The organism is Pseudoalteromonas neustonica (assembly GCF_001653135.1).
GTDB classification, from domain to species: Bacteria; Pseudomonadota; Gammaproteobacteria; order Enterobacterales; family Alteromonadaceae; genus Pseudoalteromonas; species Pseudoalteromonas neustonica.
In genome coordinates this window covers 1-17835 of record NZ_BDDS01000012.1, presented here as the reverse complement: position 1 = coordinate 17835, position 17835 = coordinate 1, and the positions used below count along the sequence as shown (strand labels likewise).

Sequence of the window (17835 nt, the reverse complement as noted above, 5' to 3'; positions counted from 1 at the left end):
AAAGTTAAGTTATATAAAATGTTTTTATCAAACTCTACTATTTATTGTCTAATGAGTATAAATAGATTTTAAGGAGAGTGACTTCTAAATGCTAAGTCATTAGTCAACAATAAAAAAGGCCAATGCTTGAGTGGTCAATAATTACAAAGATTGGACGTAAAACTGTTAGCTCTGGGAAATTGACGGCCAAAGAATTTGAATAAAGGCTGACTGAAAGTGAATACGACTTTTACAAAGAACTAGTGAGCTTGCCTCTATTATGTAAGGTTAAAAGCTTATATGTCCTCGGTTTTTTCTTTATTTTTCTTCAATATTTCCAATGTAGTGGCAAGTATCATTATTACTTTAGCTTCGGTGTTTGCTAAGTTGTATGTTGAGTGTTACTTGCTAATTAAAACAATACCTTAATAGAATTTTCAAAGTTTTTGGATGTTATGAGTGAATCAAAGTTAAACTTTACTATCCCTAGGTCGGTGCCGCTTATCTTGCAATCCGAAATAGCCGAATGTGGTCTCGCCTCAATGGCGATGTTGGCTTGCTATCACGGTCATCAGTTGGATATGCCTGCCATGCGCAAGCGCTTTTCGGCGAATTTAAAAGGTATGAATTTACAACAGTTGATTGAACTGGGTGATAGCTTAGAGTTAGCAAGCCGTGCGTTAAAGTGCTCATTAGAGGAAGTACATAAACTGCAAACGCCGTGTATATTGCACTGGGATATGAACCACTTTGTGGTACTGACAAAAGTGTCTGGTAAAGGTACTTCGGCTAAGTTTGCTATTAACGACCCCGCTGTTGGTAAACGCAGTTTAAATAGTGATGAATTTAGCAAGCACTTTACCGGTATTTGTTTAGAACTCATGCCAACCAGTAAGTTCGAAGCCAAACAAGAACAAGCAAGAATGAAGTTTACCCAGCTTTGGAGCTCGATGAAGGGCTTAAAGGCAGGGTTGCTAAAACTGATTGCGCTATCATTAGTATTACAGCTATTCGCCCTAATGACCCCTTATTATATGCAGTGGGTGGTGGATGAAGTATTAATCAGTTTTGATGAATCGTTATTAACGGTACTGGGTATGGGTTTTGCATTAATTGCGATTATCTCAGTGGTGACCAATGCGGTGCGGAGTTGGTTGATTTTACGGCTTTCAAGTTTGCTCAATATGCAAATGGGCGTGAACTTGCTTCGGCACTTATTGCGACTACCAATGAACTATTTTGAGTCACGCCATGTTGGCGATATTGTCTCGCGCTTTGGCTCCTTGGCACAAATACGGGAGCGCATTACCACAGGGGTTGTTGAAACACTGGTCGATGGCGTGATGGCTATTACCGTACTCATTATGATGCTAATTTACTCGCTAAAACTGACAGCTGTGGTTGTTGGTGCAATAGTGCTGTATACCTTAGTGCGCTTAGCGCTGTATCGGCCGCTGCATCAAGCCACTGAAGAAATGATTCAAAATTCAGCCAAAGAGCAATCCAACTTTTTAGAAAATATTCGCGGTATGCAAACCATAAAACTGTTTGGTAATGAATCGCAGCGCCAAGGCATTTGGCAAAACCGTTATGCTGAGGTAATAAACAGCGAAATCCGTTTAGGGCGGTTAAACATCAGCTTTGATTCATTTAATAAGCTGTTATTTGGTCTGGAAAATGTACTGGTGATTTACTTTGCTGCGTTATTGGTTATGAGTAATAGTTTGTCGGTCGGTCGGTCGGTCGGTATGGTATTGGCGTTTATTGCCTATAAAAACCAACTGACTAGCCGCTTTGCTAATTTAATAGAACAAATCATTCAATTTAAAATGATGCGCTTACACTTAGACCGTATTGCTGATATTGCCCTAACTCAACAAGAAGCCAATCGCGACGGTGAAATGGTTTATATAGGCAGTAATGAGGGTAAAGTAACAGGCCAGCTTATCCTTGAAAATATTTGCTTTAGTTACGGTGATGACCAAGCCCCGATTCTAAATAACGTTAACTTAATCTTGAATGCGGGAGGCTCAATTGCGATTACAGGGCCATCTGGTGCAGGTAAAACCACGTTGATGAAAATAATGTTGGGGTTATTACAACCCACCTCAGGCAAGGTGTTGCTTGATGGTAAAGATATTACCCAGCTTAGCCTTAAAAACTACCGTAAACAAATAGCCGCCGTAATGCAAGATGACACGTTATTAGCAGGCTCAATCGCCGATAACATCAGTTTTTTTGACCCACAACCCAATTACTTAAAAATAGAGCAGTGTGCCCATCATGCGGCAATTCATGATGATATCACTAAAATGACCATGGGTTACAATTCCTTGGTGGGTGATATGGGTTCAAATTTATCCGGCGGGCAAGTGCAACGCTTGCTCCTTGCTCGCGCACTGTATCAATCTCCGTGTGTGTTATTTATGGATGAAGCAACCAGTCATTTAGATAAAGATAACGAAGCCAAAATTAGTGAGCAAATTCAGCACTTACCCATCATACGCATTATGATTGCTCACCGCCAAGAAACCATCAATATGGCTGGTAAGGTCTATCATTTAAAAGCGGGTGAATTGGTGGATTTAGACCAGCAAAGTGAGAGTGCTTAAAGTGATCAAGGCGTGCATATATTGCACGCCTTTGCATAATGCTTGCAGCTAATAAAAACTCAATACCAACGATATAAACACGCCGGTTATAATCAATTGCACTAAACAAAAGCCCATGATGTCTTTGGCTTTTAGGCCGGCAATTGCTAGCACTGGCAAGGCCCAAAATGGCTGAATTAGGTTAGTCCAGGCATCTCCCCATGCTACCGCCATTGCAACCCGGGGCATATCAGCCCCTAAAGCTTGTGCGGCGGGTATTACAATGGGGGCTTGTACCGCCCATTGACCGCCACCTGATGGCACAAATATATTCACTAATCCTGCACTTAAAAAACTCAACAATGGCAGTGATTCAGCATCGGCAATAGCAATAAAGCCTTGTGAAATTTGTTGTGCTAATCCAGTGTCGACCATAATCGCCATGATCCCTGCATAAAATGGGAACTGGATAATAATACCTGCGCCGCTGGGCACTGCTTGTTGTAAGCTGGTTAATAAATTATATGGCGTTTGATGTAGTAATATGGCTGAAAATAAAAACAGCGCAATCACACTGTTTAGATTAAGTGAACCGGCATTAAGGGCAAAATAATAAACTAAATATGCTAACCCCATAATGCCAATACTCATACCTAATAAGCGACTGTGTTCAATATGATCTGCAGGGCGAAGTAAGTCTAATTTTTTAGGTATTGGTTCGCTAAGGCTAGCTTGATCGACATACACACTGTCTTTATCACAAGGTAACATATAGCGATTAACCAACGGCATAATGATAAATAAACCGATGACGATGGCAATATTAAACCCTGAAAATAATGTATCTCCAGTACTAATGACCCCAATACTTTGCTCTGAAAAATGACCAGTAGTAGCAATAGTGAGTGGAATTGAACCTGCAAGACCACCATGCCATACAATAAAACCAGAATAAGCACTGGCAACGAGTAAGCGATAGTCCACTTTTGTTTGTCGAGCAATGGCTTTGGCAAACAAAGCGCCAATCACTAACCCAAATCCCCAATTAAGCCAGCTTGCAAACAATGACACCACAGTAACAAAAATAATCGCTTTGGCAGGGCTGTTAGCATACGTGGCTAGTTTATTTAGAATTGAATTAATAACAGCAGTACTTGCAAGCATATAACCCGCTAGCAGCACCAGTAGCATTTGCATGGCAAACTTTAGTAAGTTCCAAAACCCACTTCCCCATGCATCAAGCACTTCAAGGCTACTTGAAGGTGTAAAAATACAGGCAAGGGCAAAAGTAACCAGGGTTAATAAAATCACAAACACGAATGGATCGGGGAGGTAACGCTCAACTAATTTTGTGAACTGTTTGGCAACTGAATTGAGCATAGAAGTATTTTTATTATTTATAGAGAGTGCCAATTAACCATGAAAGTGGTTAATTGGCAAATAGCCTAACTTTTTTTCTCAAGCACAACTTTAAGACGGTTTTGCACTTCTTCGACTAATAAGTCTGGTTGGAATTTAGATAAAAATGAGTTGCAGCCCACTTTTTCAACCATGGCCTGATTAAAACTGCCACTGAGAGACGTATTTAAAACGACAAATAAATTTTTCAACCGTTTATCATTACGGATCTCATGCGTTAGTCGGTATCCATCCATTGCGGGCATTTCAGCATCGGTGATCACCATTAATAAGTCTTGCTCAACATTATCACCCCGATCAGCCCAGCTCTTAAGCATATTCAGCGCTTCAAGGCCGTTACTAGCAGGAATAATTTCAATACCCAGTTGCGACAGTGTATCACTGACTTGTTTGCGTGCTGTCGGTGAATCATCAGCGTGGAGAATTTTACGTCCAGCAAACTCATTAACGATACTTTGATCAACTAAGTCATCAGAAATTTTAACTTCATATTCAATAATTTCAGCGAGTACTTTTTCTACATCAATGATTTCGACTAATTGCTCTTGGTCATCACGTATAATCTTTGTTAGTGCGGTTAGATAGTGATTTTTACCTACAGAGCTTGGCGGCGGCATGATATCTGACCATGTCATGTTGACGATTTGATCAACCTTACCAATTAAAAACCCTTGCACTGTGCGGTTGTATTCAGTAATTACAAGATTACAGTCTTCTATATTACGCGCCTCAGACATACAAATGGCTTTACGTAAATCGATAACAGGGATTGACTCACCACGAATATTCGCTACACCAGAAATTTTAGGGTGTGCATGGGGAATAATGTTTAAATGTGGCAATTTAACCACCTCTTTAACCTTAAATACATTGAGTGCAAACAAATGGCGACTATGTAAATAAAACAGTAAAAGCTCTAGACGGTTCTCTCCGACTAATTGAGTTCGTTGATCTACAGAAGCTAATACACCCGACATAATACGCTCGACTTTATGGTTAACGAATTTAAGTATAGCTTACACTGTTCCAGTTGAGAAAAGCATCCTAGAAAATAATCTTACATATTACAAACATTGCCTTCAATAAAGCATTGCAGTAACTTATCGGGTAATTGATAACGGATTAACCAAGTGGTGGCATGCCTTTTATATTTAAACAACTTTTTTTGTTAGTTAGAAGCCATATAGATCAGGTAAGTTGGCAGGCGGTTGCTGTTGCCACATTATTGCATATGGCATTAATTTGGTTGCTATTAGTGCTTGCCGGAGAATCCGCATTAAGTCCTTTAAGCACCTTTGTATATTACTATATAGTGACTACATCAACCGTGGGTTACGGTGACTTTAGTGCGAGTACAGATCTAGGTCGCTGGATTGTTGCACTATTACAAATCCCTTTTGGGTTGGCATTATTTGGTGTTCTGTTAGGAAAAACAGGGCAAACAGTTACTTATTTAATTAGGCGCGCTATGACAGGTGATAAAAGTTTTTCACATTACAACAACCATATTATTATTTTTGGCTGGCACCCAACGCGCACAAAAAAAATGGTTGACTATATTTTGGCTGACCAAAAACGCACTGAGCGACGTATTTTACTTGCGGTAACAGAGCCTATGGAGCACCCATTTTTAACCAATGCTCATGTTGATTTTGCACGTTTAACAAGCTTTACAGATTGCGAGCAACTTGAACGCGTAGCTATCAAGCAGGCAGATAAAATTATTATTGATGGTCAAGATGACGATCAAACATTTACTACCGCACTGCGCATAAGCAAGCTAGTCAAAGGTGATTGCCATATCAGCGCACATTTTAATGACGAGAGTAAAATTGAAATGTTGTTAGAGCATTGCGGTAATGTTGAATGTAGTAGTGCTAAATCAGCTGAAATATTAGTGCGTTCAATGCAAGATCCAGGGTCTAGTCGTGTGCAAGAAGAATTACTATCTACATTGCATGGCGACACACAGTTTAGCTTAACGATACCAAAAGATTTAAATACCATGGAATTCGGTAAACTTTTTCACCATTTTAAACACGATCACGATGCTATTTTATTGGGTGTAGCACATAACTTAAGCGCACAAAATATGGATTTAAATCCACCGCTTGCTTACCCTGTGAATAGTGGCGATATTTTGCATTACATTGCTGTTGACCGCGTATTAAGCAGTGAAGTTAACTGGCAAGAGCTTGCTAAGTAATGGATGAAGTCGCGTTTTTAATTTTAGTATTGAGTGCCTATATTCTACCTGTAGTGATCGTTCTCAATACTAAACGCACTCAAGGCCACGAAAAAAACGGCTGGCTAATCGGTATTATCTTCTTCTCATGGCTTGCACTGATAATGTATTTTGCCATCGTGCCCAAACATGGGCATAAGAAAAAAGGGGCTAGAAAAAAAGCGAAAGGTTAATTCCGGCAGTTGTCATTGTGAATAAAAGCGCGGGATAAGGCCACGCTTACTGCTTAGCGCTCTATTGCGCCATTTTCATTATCTCATTCCAATCAGCCTGGGTGACCGGCATTACCGATAATCGACCACCTTTTTTTAGCGCTATTTCGGTAATGGCATCATTTTTCTTAATCGCTTTAAGACTAACAAGTTTACTTAAGTGCTGCTGATAGCTGACCTCAACGACCACCCAGCGTGGCTTATCATTGCTTGATTTAGGGTCATAATAATCACTACTTAAATCAAATTGGCACGGGTCTGGATAGGCCTCAGCGGTCACTGTTGCAATACCGGCTACACCTACTTGCTTACAGCTTGAATGATAGATCATCACTAGGTCGCCAAGTTTTACATCATCGCGCATAAAGTTGCGAGCTTGATAATTACGTACACCTTCCCAGGCTGTTGTTTGTGCGGGTGCACTCTTTAAATCATCAATTGAAAAAGCATCGGGTTCGGTTTTAAATAGCCAATAAGCCATAGTAAGGTTTCCTAACAAAGATTTACTTAGAGTCATTGTATAGTATGATTTAACTATTGTGGGATTGAGGATATTAAAAATGAGCCAAGTTTTAGATGATTTATTGTCATTATTAACGCTAGAAGAAATAGAGCAGGGCTTATATCGTGGGCAAAGCCAAGATTTAGGTTTTCGGGCGGTATTTGGTGGTCAAGTGATGGGGCAAGCGCTCTCAGCAGCTAAAGAGACCTTACCTGAAGGGCGTATTGTTCATTCATTGCATTCTTATTTTTTACGCCCGGGCGATGCAGCAAAGCCGATAGTGTACGATGTTGAAACCATTCGAGATGGTAAAAGCTTTAGTACTCGGCGTGTGAGTGCCATTCAATACGGTAAGCCAATTTTTTATATGACGGCGTCGTTTCAGGCTGTTGAAGAAGGCTTATCTCACCAAGCTACTATGCCTGACGTACCTGCACCTGAAGAACTGCGCTCATCATTAGAGTTTTATCAAGAAAACGCCGAGCATATACCAGAGGTAATTCGGAATAAGTTTATCCGCGAAATGCCCATTGAGATGCGTCCGGTGACATTTCATAACCCGTTCAAACCACAAGAAATGGAACCCGTTAAGCATATTTGGTTTAAAGCCAATGGTGAAATGCCAGATGATCAGCGCATTCATAATTACTTACTAGCGTATGCGTCTGATTTTGAGTTTTTACCAACTGCATTACAGCCGCATGGCGTATCGTTTATGCAGCCAAATATGCAAGTTGCAACGATTGATCATGCAATGTGGTTTCACCGTCCGTTTAGAATGGACGATTGGATTTTATATACTATTGATAGCCCAAGTGCGAGTTCTGGGCGTGGCATGGTTCGCGGGCAGTTCTTTGACCGTCAAGGCAATTTAGTTGCCTCAACGATTCAAGAAGGGGTCATGCGTCAGCGCTAATCATGCACTGAGTGTTGTGCTTGGCTCAGTACAATATCACTAATAGACTGCCAGATCCGTGCTGGCAGTAACGCCTTAAGGTGCATATAGGCTTCACATAATTCAGTGCTGCCTTCTAAGCCATTACTCGTTTCGCTAATTAAGCCTTGTTCACGCAAATTACTAATAAAACCTACCAATACTTTTTTGTCAAAAAACTCAGGAGTTTTAATACCGTGCAATGTACCTAATCGCTGCGCGAGTACTTGGCTTTCACGCTCAAGTTCGGCGCGTTCAATACCTTTACTCGTTTGGATAAAGCCAATCACAATGGCGTAGCGTTGTAGAGTTAAACTCAGCGCACGACCAAGTATTTCAAGCTTGGCTAAGCAGTCATTACTATTCGTGATTTTGATATTGTCGCCCTCAATCTCTATCAGGTCTTGATCAACAAAGCTGGCTAAAATTCGGGTAATGTAATTTTCATCAAGCGCGTGCAAAAACCATTCTTTAGCAAACATAGGGTAAAAGCAGTTAATCAATGCTTGGCACTGCGAAATGGTGGTTTTATGGCTTTTAAATATATGCAGCGCCAGCAAACTTGGTACAGAAAACACATGCAAAATATTATTACGATAGTAGTTAAAGAGGATTTTTTCTTTATCGTTAATCGCGATAATCTCGCCAAACTCATCGCTTATTACATCAAATTTATTTAGCTTTAAGGCGTGAGTTAATAGCTCTTCCGGGCTCTCATTTGGAATGGTGATTTTTGCGCTGTAACTAGCATTGCGTTGTAAGTGCAGATAAAAATCAAGTTGTGCAAGCAGTTTTGGTTTACTCAAGGCTTGCTTATCGTTTACTAATAAAATCATAGCAAGCAAATTAACAGCGTTAAGCGCGGCCGTATTATTAATGTTAACCATTACTTTATCAGCTAAGGTGGCTACTTGTGGTCCAAGCCATTGTGGTTTTTGTACATCCGTAGGATGAATAGAATCACGCCAATCTGGTTGTTGGTCATTTAAATATTGATTGACCGAAATGGGGTCGCCAAAATTTAAATAACCACGGCCGTAGTTTTTTAAGTTTTTAATTGCTTTAAAAATCCCAAATATTGATTCACCTTTTTTATCATCACCGGCGAGCTCTTTAAGGTAGGTATTAATTTCCATAACGTGTTCATAACCAATGTACACAGGCACAATTGAAATTGGGCGATCAATACCACGAAGCATGGCTTGCAGTGTCATAGCCAACATGCCGGTTTTTGGTGGCAGTAAACGCCCGGTACGGCTACGCCCGCCTTCGGTATAAAACTTAACAGAGTAGCCTTTAATAAATAGTTGGCTTAAATACTCTTTAAACACCGCTGAATAAAGTTTGTTGCCCGCAAATGAACGGCGAATAAAAAAGGCGCCTGAGCGACGGAAAATTCCACCTGCTGGAAAAAAGTTTAAATTAATACCCGCAGCAATATGTGGCGGTACTAAACCAAGATGATAAATAGAGTAGGTTAGCAGTAGATAATCCATGTGGCTGCGATGACACGGCATATAGATGATTTCATGGCCTTTATTGGTCAGGTCGTGAATTTGCTCGGTGTATTTTATTTCGATACCGTTATACAGCTTGTTCCATAACCAGGTTAATGCCCTCTCAGCAACGCGGATGGTCGCGTCACTGTAGTTAGCGGCTATTTCATCCAGTAGTTTTAATGCGTTTTGACGTGCCTGTGCTTGGCTTATATTCTTACTCTTTGCTTCATCGCTAATAGCTTTTTTAATCGTGGGGGATGCTAATAGCGAATTAAATAATTGCTCGCGTGAGGGCATTTTAGGGCCCGTAGCCGCTAATTTTTGACGACGAAAATGTACGCGGGCTACACGCAATAATTTATGCGGCAGCTCATCCACATCGGCTTTTTCGTTTACTAATAGCGATAAATCTAACGGCTGACTAAAGCGTACAAAATTATCACGGCCAGAGAACAGTAAAACAAAAAATTTACGAAACCAGCTAGGCGTTAAAGAGTGTGATACGAGTGTACCTAAACCTGGTTTTTCTTTACCCGGATTGCGACCCCATAAAATAGTGACCGGAATGACTTGTACGTTTTTTTCACCACTGGCGATTAACTGTTCAATGATCTGCTTACCTTGATTTAACGCGTCAGTAGGCTTTGCCTTGTCACCAAACAGTGGTGGTGGGTTCTGTAGGCCAATAAAGCGATCTAATGAGGCATTACCAAGCAGTTGTTGTTCGGTCGGATTTGGTAAGCCATGCTTTTTACATACGCGTGCGAGTGCAGCTAAATCAGATCGAGCATTGAGTTTAACGATATAAAAAGTGGGATAAGCCGGGTTAAGGGCATATTGTTCAATAGGGCTCTCTGGCAGCACCTTACTTTTTACAAGCAGGCGGTTGGTCACCATTGAGATAAAGTTCAAACAATAATTAAAAATACGCATCAACTCACCAAGGTTAAGGATTAAGAGATAAAAGCAAACAAGGGGGAATAATAACAATTAAAAACTGGACTGACCATTATCATTCATACTATGCATGATCTCACTATAGTAAATCCACAGTAATGACGACACGATGACAGGCCCTTTTTTACAGTATAAATTACAGTCATTCGGGTTGATTGAAATAGTTGTTGCATTTATCACCAATATCACTATAATACGCAGGCTTTCAAAATTCCCCCGGGAACTTGAAAGGAACATTAAGCTTGGATTTCAAGCTAATAAAACAGGAGTTCCGATTTGGAACTCAACGTAGATATAAATCAACAACCGGCATCTTATGTTTTTAAGATTGTTTCGGTCGTTTTTTTATGCTCTTTTAAATGCTCTTTATATTGAGGTTTAAGAATGTCAAATCAACGCATTCGTATTCGCCTAAAAGCTTTTGACCACCGTTTGATTGACCAATCAACGGCGGAAATCGTGGAAACTGCGAAACGCACTGGCGCACAAGTACGTGGTCCAATTCCACTACCTACACGCTTTGAACGTTTTACTGTACTTACATCACCGCACGTTAATAAAGACGCGCGTGATCAGTACGAGATCCGCACCCATAAACGTCTGATCGACATCGTAGAACCAACTGACAAGACTGTTGACGCACTTATGCGTTTAGATCTTGCTGCTGGTGTTGATGTTCAAATCAGCCTGGGTTAATCGAAAGATTAGAGAGGTTTTAGGAAAATGGCATTAGGTCTAGTCGGTCGTAAAGTGGGTATGACACGTATCTTCACTGAAGATGGTGTATCTATCCCTGTGACAGTTATTGAAGCGACACCTAACCGCATTGCTCAGATCAAATCTGACGCAACAGACGGTTATAACGCGCTTCAAGTAACCGCAGGCACTAAAAAAGCAAGCCGTGTAAACAAAGCAACAGCGGGTCACTTCGCTAAAGCTGGTGTTGAAGCGGGTCGCGGTCTGTGGGAATTCCGCCTTAACGGTGGTGAAGGCGATTTTGAAGTAGGCGCTGAGCTTACTGTTGAATTATTCAACGAAATCAACAAGGTTGACGTAACCGGTACTTCTAAAGGTAAAGGTTTCCAAGGTGGTGTTAAGCGCTGGAATTTCAGCATGCAAGACGCTACACATGGTAACTCTCTATCTCACCGTGCTCCTGGTTCAATCGGTCAAAACCAATCACCTGGTAAGGTGTTTAAAGGTAAGAAAATGGCCGGTCATATGGGTGCTGAGCGTGTAACGACTCAAAACTTAGAACTAGTACGCGTTGACGCTGAGCGTAACTTGCTTTTAGTTAAGGGTGCAGTACCTGGAGCTATCGGCGGTGACGTTATCGTTAAACCTGCTGTTAAAGCATAAGTCCTGGAGATTTAGTGATGGAATTAGCAATTAAAGACGCTTCTGGCGGTCTTGAAGTTTCTGAAGCTACTTTTGGACGTGAGTTTAACGAAGCATTAGTACATCAAGTAGTTGTTGCATACGCAGCAGGCGCTCGTCAAGGTACTCGTGCTCAGAAGACACGTTCTGAAGTAAGCGGTGGTGGTAAAAAACCATGGGCTCAAAAAGGTACTGGCCGTGCACGTGCTGGTACAATCCGTAGTCCAATTTGGCGTTCAGGTGGCGTTAGCTTTGCAGCTAAACCACAAGACCACAGCCAAAAAGTAAACCGTAAAATGTACCGCGGTGCGATCAAAAGCATTTTATCTGAATTAGTTCGTCAAGAGCGTTTAATCGTTGTTGAAAGTTTTGCTCTAGCAGCACCTAAAACTAAAGAACTAGTTGCTAAGCTTAAAGAACTTGAGCTTAAAGATGTTCTAATCGTAACTGAAGAAGTAGATGAGAATCTATTTTTATCGGCACGTAACCTGTACAAGGTTGACACGCGTGATGTAGCTGGTATCGACCCTGTAAGCTTAATTGCTTTCGACAAGGTACTTATTACAGCTGCTGCTGTTAAGCAACTTGAGGAGACGCTAGCATGATCCGTGAAGAACGTCTTTTAAAAGTGATCCTTGCTCCACATATCTCTGAAAAAAGCACCATTGCTGCTGAAGAAAACAACACGATTGTTTTTAAAGTAGTAAATGACGCAACTAAAGCTGAAGTTAAAGCTGCTGTTGAAAAGCTTTTTGAAGTGGAAGTAACTGGTGTTCGCACACTTAACGTTAAGGGTAAAACAAAACGTACTGGCGCACGTTTCGGTCGTCGTAGCGACTGGAAAAAAGCTTACGTTACTCTTAAAGAAGGCAGCGAACTAGACTTTGTCGGCGGCGCCGAGTAATAAGGGGAGTTAGAATTATGGCACTTCAAAAGTGTAAGCCTACTTCTGCGGGCCGTCGTCACCTAGTTAAAGTGGTTAACTCTGATCTACATAAGGGTAAGCCATACGCACCACTTTTAGAGAAAAACTCTAAATCAGGTGGTCGTAATAACAATGGTCGTATTACGGTTCGTCATATCGGTGGTGGTCATAAGCAGCATTACCGTTTAATCGATTTTAAACGTACTAAAGATGGCATTCCAGCCACTGTTGAGCGTTTAGAATATGATCCAAATCGTAGCGCAAACATCGCTCTTGTATTATATGCAGACGGTGAGCGTCGTTACATTATCGCACCAAAAGGCTTAAAAGCTGGTGATGCAATCCAGTCTGGTGTTGATGCACCAATCAAGCCTGGTAATGCATTACCTATGCGCAATATGCCTGTAGGTTCGACTGTTCACAACGTAGAATTAAAACCAGGTAAAGGTGCTCAAATCGCACGTTCTGCTGGTGCATACGTTCAAATCCTTGCTCGTGATGGTCAATATGTAACATTACGTCTTCGTTCAGGCGAAGTTCGTAAAGTTGAATCTGATTGTCGTGCGACACTAGGTGAAGTAGGCAATGCTGAGCATATGCTTCGTTCACTTGGTAAAGCAGGTGCAAATCGCTGGCGTGGTATTCGTCCGACAGTTCGTGGTGTTGCCATGAACCCGGTTGATCACCCACACGGTGGTGGTGAAGGTCGTACATCTGGTGGTCGTCATCCTGTGTCTCCATGGGGTAAGCCGACTAAAGGTGCTAAGACGCGTAAGAACAAGCGTACGGATAAATTTATAGTACGTCGTCGTACTAAGTAATATTGAGGAATAGCCATGCCACGCTCTCTCAAGAAGGGTCCTTTTATAGACCTACACTTGCTGAAGAAGGTAGAGAAAGCTTTGGAAAGCGGTGAAAAGAAGCCAATTAAAACTTGGAGCCGTCGTTCAATGATCATACCTAACATGATCGGATTGACCATTGCTGTCCATAATGGTCGCCAGCATGTACCAGTTTTCGTTTCTGACGAAATGATCGGTCACAAACTAGGTGAATTTGCACCAACTCGCACTTACCGTGGCCATGCTGCGGATAAGAAAGCGAAGAAACGTTAAGAGGGGAATGATAAATGCAAGCATTAGCTAAACATAAATTCGCCTCTGGTTCGGCGCAAAAAGCACGTCTAGTTGCAGATCAGATCCGCGGGTTACCTGTCGATCGCGCACTAGAAATCCTGGCGTACAGCCCTAAAAAAGCGGCTGTATTAGTTAAGAAAGTACTTGAGTCTGCTATTGCTAACGCAGAGCATAACGAAGGTGCTGACATTGATGAGCTACGTGTAACAACGATCTTTGTGGACGATGGTCCTACAATGAAACGTATTATGCCACGTGCTAAAGGACGCGCTGACCGCATCCTTAAGCGTACAAGCCACATCACTGTTGTGGTTTCAGATAGCTAGGAGTATAAGTAATGGGACAAAAAGTTCATCCTACTGGTATTCGCCTAGGTATATCTAAACCTTGGGTTTCTACCTGGTACGCGAGTTCAAAAGATTTCTCTGCACAGCTTTTTGGCGATCACAAAGTACGTACATTCCTTACTAAGGAATTGAAAGCGGCTTCTGTGTCTAAAATCGTTATTGAGCGTCCAGCAAAATCAATCCGCGTAACAATTCACACGGCTCGTCCGGGTGTTGTTATCGGTAAAAAAGGCGAAGACGTAGAAAAATTACGTCAAGCGGTAACTAAGATTGCTGGTGTACCTGCTCAGATCAATATCTCTGAAGTACGTAAACCAGAACTAGATGCACAGTTAGTTGCAGATGGCATTGCCTCTCAACTAGAGCGTCGTGTTATGTTCCGTCGCGCTATGAAGCGTTCGGTACAAAATGCAATGCGCATTGGTTCAAAAGGAATCAAAGTTGAAGTTAGCGGTCGTCTTGGCGGCGCAGAAATCGCACGTTCAGAATGGTATCGTGAAGGTCGTGTACCTCTACATACTCTTCGTGCTGATATCGACTACGCAACTTCTGAAGCCTTAACCACTTATGGTATCATTGGTGTTAAAGTTTGGATCTTCAAAGGCGAAGTTATTGGTGGTTTACCACTAGTACAAGAGCAAGAGAAGCCAGCTAAACGCGCACCAAAGAAAGCCAAGAAAAGTGCTAAGTAGAGGTAGCGAGTAATGTTACAGCCAAAACGTACAAAATTCCGTAAAACGCATAAAGGCCGCAACCGTGGTCTTGCGCAAAACGGTAACAAAGTAAGCTTCGGTACTTTCGGTTTGAAAGCTACTGGCCGTGGCCGCATGACTGCTCGTCAAATCGAAGCAGCTCGTCGTGCCATGACACGTCACGTAAAGCGTCAAGGTAAAATCTGGATCCGTGTGTTCCCTGATAAGCCTATTACAAACAAACCGCTTGAAGTCCGTATGGGTAAAGGTAAAGGTTCTGTTGAATATTGGGTTGCTGAAATTCAGCCTGGTAAAGTACTTTACGAAATGGAAGGTGTTTCTGAAGAGCTTGCTCGTGAAGCATTCAACCTTGCTGCTCGTAAACTGCCATTCAAAACAACTTTCGTAACTCGGACGGTAATGTGATGAAAGCAAGCGAACTAAAAGACAAAAGCGTAGAAGAGCTTAATGCTGAACTTCTAGGACTTCTTCGTGAGCAATTTAATATGCGCATGCAAGCAAGCACTGGTCAGTTAGCTCAGACACATACGCTAAGAACAGTACGTCGCGATATCGCGCGTGTAAAAACAATTATTAACCAGAAGGCAGGTCAATAATGAGCGATAAAATCCGTACTCTTCAAGGCACTGTAATCAGCGACAAGATGGAAAAATCTTTCACTATCGCTATCGCACGTTACGTGAAGCACCCAATTTATGGGAAATTCATCAAACGTACGACTAAATTACACGTACATGACGAAAATAACACAGCAAAAGCGGGTGACGTTGTTTCTATCCGTGAATGCGCTCCAATTTCTAAGACTAAGTCTTGGACATTAGTAGACGTTATTTCTAGTCCTAAACAAGCTTAATTTTTAATTAAGTCTGTTTTATAAAAGCCTCGGCATTAGCCGGGGCTTTTTGTTTTTAAAGAAGCCATAAGCTGTAAGTTGTCAGCTTTCAGTTGCTCGCAGTAAGTGTTAGCGCCGTAGCTTGGGTTGAGTATTGAGAAACCCGAGGAGGAAAGAGCGCCATAAATGCGCTGAAATAATATTCTTAGAATTAAGTAACAACTAAGTATCGGGTTTATAATTTACGAAACTTATACCTTTGTGAAAATACACCTGCAACTATAGATAGTAAAATACACACTACAGAACCTACAATTAGAAAGCGGTTTTCGATCCTGCTAACTTGTCTTTCGCCGACAATTTGGTAAGTAACATCACCTTCAATAAAGCGTTCGCCTTGATATTGCTGACTAACATTAAACGCTAAAAATTCACCTTGTTTTGCCTGATAAGTAAAGTAGGTTTCAGAATAAAAAATTTCATACGTTGCACATAGCCAAACTATAAGACCAATTATAAACAGCACAAAACTTAATATGGGCAGTTTTTTCAGCGGCACGTTTGTTGATGGTGTTGTAGGTAAATAGTTATTAAAACACACTTCGTCGTAGCACAATTTTAGCTTTTCGATCACTTCAGGAGAGGGAATGAATTGACCATTCTCTAGTTTTGATAAATAAGATTGTTGGATGCCTATTTCCCGAGCAGCAAATGCTTGAGTCCATTTTTTGTTTGTTCGAAGACGTTTTAATTCTATTCCTAGTGATTGCATACTTATTACTCTCTCCTTAATTTTTGCCGTATTATTATCACCAATTAGCTAATCCAGAGATAGAGCTTATGATTATATTCATGTAAATGAATAAAAGAATATTATGAATATTAATGGATTAGCGTTTTTTATGGGCTGTTTTAAATTATGCTAGCATTATCAAACTAACGAAAGGATATATTTTATTATGAAAAAACACGTCTATTTATTACTTAGCTCCATGGCTTTATTATTGGTAAGTTATCAAACTAATGCCGAACCTGTTTTTGCAGTTAAAGCCGATATTTATAAATTGAAAAATGAGATAACAATTGATAGTAAAATTGCTAAAAAACTAAAATCATTGGCTCCAATTCACCAACCAGTGCTATTAGCCTTATTAAATGAGAGTGCATTAATAGAGATAGGAGATGAAAAACAATTAACAGCACTTGAGGTAAAGGCAAACGAAGATGGATCGTTTTTTAATGCGGCGATGAAGTTAAAAGATAAAACAGACGGCCAATGGCAATCAATAACGTCTTTTATGCCTAACATTCCTAATGGTCAAACTGTATATTTTAGCCGTACTTTTATCGATAGTGTTTGGTTGATAAAGTTAACCGGGACACGTTATGAATCAGAGGAGCTGGGTCTAGCTAGTTTCCAAAACCAATAATAGTAATCGCTGGAGTATTATTATCTGTTTACTGAGGTTGATATTTTATATTGTTAGCTGTGTTTGATTTTAAAAATAGAATAATAAATCAATGTTTCAGGATAACGAATATTGTGATTATTACGATTTCATCGTTTTACAGTGCATGTTATGCACAGGTGTTTGTGGGTAACATGTCAGTTTCTTTTGTGTATCTTATGAAAGCGAAATAAAAGCAAGATTAGTGATAATAACGCTTGCGTAAAATCAGCCGCGCCCTATAATGCGACCCCACTGAGACGGCAGAGCGCAACGCATAGCGGGGCAAGAGTTAATCAGTGAGTCGAGTAAAACTTAACTTTGAAATTCTTTAAAAGAAACTAAAAATTAAGTGTTGACAAAAAAATAGGAAAGCGTAATATGCGCAGCCCTAGCGACGTAAAGCAAAGCGCTTTAATCGCAACGTTCTTTAACAATATAAAGCAATCATCTGTGTGGGCACTCGTGCAGATTGAGTTCTAACAGCCGAACTTAGTTTACTAAGCAAGGCAAACAAATTTAGAGTCTCAATGTGATTTCTCGAAAGAGAAACTGAGTGACCAACAGAATAGTTATTTTTAATAATTATTCGGCACAGTCAATTCAATATCGAAAGATATTAAATAAATTCAGAATTCATTGAGCAGGTTCTTCATTCTTTATTGGATGAGAACAGAAAAAACTTTTAATTGAAGAGTTTGATCATGGCTCAGATTGAA

The 17835-nt window shown here is 40.7% G+C and carries 21 protein-coding genes; 16 read left to right on the top strand and 5 right to left on the bottom strand.

The genetic code is table 11. From position 1 onward, the window contains the following. Positions 1-434: 434 nt before the first annotated feature. Entirely contained in the window at positions 435-2591 is a 2157-nt protein-coding gene (locus A7967_RS15480; RefSeq protein WP_082916341.1) for a peptidase domain-containing ABC transporter, read from the top strand. A 48-nt stretch (positions 2592-2639) separates the two neighbouring features. Here the strand turns inward: A7967_RS15480 and A7967_RS15475 are convergent, their stop codons facing one another. Then, positions 2640-3950, bottom strand: coding sequence for a short-chain fatty acid transporter (locus tag A7967_RS15475; protein WP_054206118.1), 1311 nt, complete (start codon positions 3948-3950; stop codon positions 2640-2642). A 65-nt stretch (positions 3951-4015) separates the two neighbouring features. Beyond that, a complete protein-coding gene (locus tag A7967_RS15470) occupies positions 4016-4966 on the bottom strand; it encodes a chemotaxis protein CheV (RefSeq protein ID WP_054206119.1) in 951 nt (316 codons plus the stop codon). Positions 4967-5127: 161 nt separating this feature from the next. On the opposite strand from A7967_RS15470, the gene A7967_RS15465 reads away from it, so the two are divergent. Both A7967_RS15465 and A7967_RS15460 read left to right on the top strand, forming a co-directional pair. Then, the gene (locus tag A7967_RS15465) at positions 5128-6195 is read left to right on the top strand and encodes a potassium channel family protein (RefSeq protein ID WP_054206120.1); all 1068 of its coding nucleotides are present in this window, start codon (positions 5128-5130) and stop codon (positions 6193-6195) included. Next, on the top strand, positions 6195-6407 hold the full coding sequence (locus A7967_RS15460; RefSeq protein ID WP_054206121.1) for a hypothetical protein: 213 nt from the start codon (positions 6195-6197) through the stop codon (positions 6405-6407). The genes A7967_RS15465 and A7967_RS15460 overlap by 1 nt, the downstream gene beginning before the upstream one ends. A gap of 61 nt (positions 6408-6468) precedes the next feature. Here the strand turns inward: A7967_RS15460 and A7967_RS15455 are convergent, their stop codons facing one another. Next, the gene (locus A7967_RS15455; protein ID WP_054206122.1) at positions 6469-6927 is read right to left on the bottom strand and encodes an EVE domain-containing protein; all 459 of its coding nucleotides are present in this window, start codon (positions 6925-6927) and stop codon (positions 6469-6471) included. Positions 6928-7006: 79 nt separating this feature from the next. On the opposite strand from A7967_RS15455, the gene tesB reads away from it, so the two are divergent. Then, positions 7007-7864: an acyl-CoA thioesterase II gene (gene tesB, locus A7967_RS15450; protein WP_054206123.1), complete on the top strand. Its 858-nt coding sequence runs from the start codon at positions 7007-7009 to the stop codon at positions 7862-7864. Here tesB and plsB read toward each other — a convergent pair. Next, positions 7861-10314 (bottom strand): glycerol-3-phosphate 1-O-acyltransferase PlsB, encoded by a 2454-nt coding sequence (gene plsB / locus A7967_RS15445; RefSeq protein ID WP_064435839.1) that lies wholly within the window; start codon positions 10312-10314, stop codon positions 7861-7863. The two genes, tesB and plsB, sit on opposite strands and share 4 nt — an antisense overlap. 408 nt (positions 10315-10722) lie before the next feature. Between plsB and rpsJ the strand changes: the two genes are divergently transcribed. Genes rpsJ through rpsQ form a run of 11 tightly spaced genes read left to right on the top strand, consistent with a single transcriptional unit; the run spans position 10723 to position 15689 of the window. Next, positions 10723-11034: a 30S ribosomal protein S10 gene (rpsJ, locus tag A7967_RS15440; RefSeq protein WP_002957900.1), complete on the top strand. Its 312-nt coding sequence runs from the start codon at positions 10723-10725 to the stop codon at positions 11032-11034. 27 nt (positions 11035-11061) lie between these two features. Next, positions 11062-11697 (top strand): 50S ribosomal protein L3, encoded by a 636-nt coding sequence (gene rplC, locus A7967_RS15435; RefSeq protein WP_054206125.1) that lies wholly within the window; start codon positions 11062-11064, stop codon positions 11695-11697. A gap of 17 nt (positions 11698-11714) precedes the next feature. Further along, the gene (rplD, locus tag A7967_RS15430; RefSeq protein WP_054206126.1) at positions 11715-12320 is read left to right on the top strand and encodes a 50S ribosomal protein L4; all 606 of its coding nucleotides are present in this window, start codon (positions 11715-11717) and stop codon (positions 12318-12320) included. Next, positions 12317-12619, top strand: a complete 303-nt coding sequence (gene rplW / locus A7967_RS15425) for a 50S ribosomal protein L23 (protein WP_054206127.1) — start codon at positions 12317-12319, stop codon at positions 12617-12619. The genes rplD and rplW overlap by 4 nt, the downstream gene beginning before the upstream one ends. 17 nt (positions 12620-12636) lie before the next feature. After that, positions 12637-13461, top strand: coding sequence for a 50S ribosomal protein L2 (gene rplB / locus A7967_RS15420; RefSeq protein ID WP_002957895.1), 825 nt, complete (start codon positions 12637-12639; stop codon positions 13459-13461). A 15-nt stretch (positions 13462-13476) separates the two neighbouring features. After that, positions 13477-13755: a 30S ribosomal protein S19 gene (rpsS, locus tag A7967_RS15415; RefSeq protein ID WP_004588689.1), complete on the top strand. Its 279-nt coding sequence runs from the start codon at positions 13477-13479 to the stop codon at positions 13753-13755. Positions 13756-13769: 14 nt separating this feature from the next. Then, positions 13770-14102, top strand: coding sequence for a 50S ribosomal protein L22 (gene rplV / locus A7967_RS15410; RefSeq protein WP_004588690.1), 333 nt, complete (start codon positions 13770-13772; stop codon positions 14100-14102). 11 nt (positions 14103-14113) lie between these two features. Beyond that, on the top strand, positions 14114-14815 hold the full coding sequence (gene rpsC / locus A7967_RS15405) for a 30S ribosomal protein S3 (protein WP_054206128.1): 702 nt from the start codon (positions 14114-14116) through the stop codon (positions 14813-14815). Positions 14816-14827: 12 nt separating this feature from the next. After that, positions 14828-15241, top strand: a complete 414-nt coding sequence (gene rplP, locus A7967_RS15400) for a 50S ribosomal protein L16 (RefSeq protein ID WP_054206129.1) — start codon at positions 14828-14830, stop codon at positions 15239-15241. Further along, a complete protein-coding gene (rpmC, locus tag A7967_RS15395; RefSeq protein ID WP_054206130.1) occupies positions 15241-15432 on the top strand; it encodes a 50S ribosomal protein L29 in 192 nt (63 codons plus the stop codon). The genes rplP and rpmC overlap by 1 nt, the downstream gene beginning before the upstream one ends. Further along, entirely contained in the window at positions 15432-15689 is a 258-nt protein-coding gene (gene rpsQ, locus A7967_RS15390; protein WP_054206131.1) for a 30S ribosomal protein S17, read from the top strand. Before rpmC ends, rpsQ begins: the two co-directional genes overlap by 1 nt. A 214-nt stretch (positions 15690-15903) precedes the next feature. Here rpsQ and A7967_RS15385 read toward each other — a convergent pair whose 3' ends face one another. Continuing rightward, positions 15904-16440 carry a helix-turn-helix domain-containing protein gene (locus A7967_RS15385; RefSeq protein ID WP_054206132.1) on the bottom strand — a complete coding sequence of 179 codons (537 nt, stop codon included), beginning with the start codon at positions 16438-16440 and terminating at the stop codon, positions 15904-15906. A 187-nt stretch (positions 16441-16627) separates the two neighbouring features. On the opposite strand from A7967_RS15385, the gene A7967_RS15380 reads away from it, so the two are divergent. Next, on the top strand, positions 16628-17098 hold the full coding sequence (locus A7967_RS15380) for a hypothetical protein (RefSeq protein ID WP_054206133.1): 471 nt from the start codon (positions 16628-16630) through the stop codon (positions 17096-17098). Positions 17099-17835 lie beyond the last annotated feature (737 nt).